The organism is Cognatishimia sp. F0-27 (assembly GCF_020667845.1).
In the GTDB taxonomy this organism is placed as follows: Bacteria; Pseudomonadota; Alphaproteobacteria; order Rhodobacterales; family Rhodobacteraceae; genus JAFMPQ01.
Genome location: NZ_JAFMPQ010000089.1, coordinates 1 through 1,192, shown reverse-complemented (window position 1 = coordinate 1,192; position 1,192 = coordinate 1). Strand labels below are relative to the sequence as shown.

The 1,192-nt window shown below is 60.8% G+C and carries 1 protein-coding gene; it reads left to right on the top strand.

Annotation, left to right across the window (positions count from 1 at the left end):
- Nucleotides 1-1,192 (top strand): glycosyltransferase (locus J1C49_RS22020; protein WP_227447851.1); only part of this gene is annotated, 1,192 nt, incomplete at both ends.

Here is a 1,192-nt window from a genome sequence, read left to right as displayed (position 1 = left end):
ACCTGTCGAAAATGTCCGCATCCAAGGCCCTGTCTCTGCTGTTGCTGGCCTCGCGGCTTGGCGCCGAACGCGCTTTTGGCGTTGTGCAGTCCAACATTGTTGCGCGCACGGATTTGTCGAACAAGACCCTGCTTTCGCTGGTGGACTGTCTCGTTGCGCGTCGCGGTCATGCGGAGAGCATGACCTTGCTGAAGCCCGCCCTCGACGCATTGGCCAAGCGGGCGCGGACCAGCGTGGAAGATCGCTTCACCCAGCTTGCTGCTTTGTCGCGACTTTCGTCACCGGCGCTTGCTTTGAAGCGCGTGCGCTCTGATGGCCCGCTTTCCGCTCAAACCGCAGCCCAGGCAGCATCCATTGGGGCACTCCTGCGCACATCGGGCCGTCCACGGGTTGCCGCGGCCTATCTCGCAAGATCCAGAAAGCGCTGGCCTGACGATGCAGATTTGCTGGTGCAGCGCGCTCTGGCGCTTTCGCGCGACGCGCGAGGTCCGCAGGCCTTGGAAGAGATCGCGGCGTTTGAAGCGTCCCACAAAAGCTTTGACCGGTTCCGTGGAAAAATGCTGCGGTCGCAGATCTACACGTTCATGGGGCAGCCCGAGAAGAGCATCGAGATCCTGAAGGCCGCTGGCAGAGACCCGCGCCTGAACCCGGTTCACCGGTTCCAGCTTTTGCTGCGCGATGGAAGCCTTGCGCGGGCTGCTGCGGTTATGGGCGAGCCGGACAGCGGCGATGACAATCAGCTCGCGCCGCACTTCTCCACAACGCTCGAAGGCAACCTTCTGACGGAGCTCCGGTTGCTGGATCAATTCGAAAAGTCGGGGTTGTCTTACGATCCCTTGCAGTTCTTTGACCCGTGCAAGCGTATCGTTGAAAAGTGGGTCTCCGAGCACAACGGCACAAACCCGCCTTCATCCGGGATCGCTCCCATTCCTCCGAGCGTTTTCCAGTTCTGGGACAAGCGTCTGATTCCGGAGGCCGTCGAAGAAGTCATGTCGAGCTGGTCAGACCTCGAGGGTGTGTCATACACATGCTATGACCTCCAGACGGCGAAAGACTATCTTGGCGATACGCTCGGGGCGGATTGGGTGCGCGCCTTCGCGATGGCGCGCCATCCCGCCGAACAATCCGATTTCTTTCGCCTTGCACGGTTATATGCCGATGGCGGTCTCTACGTCGACGCGGATGATCGCCG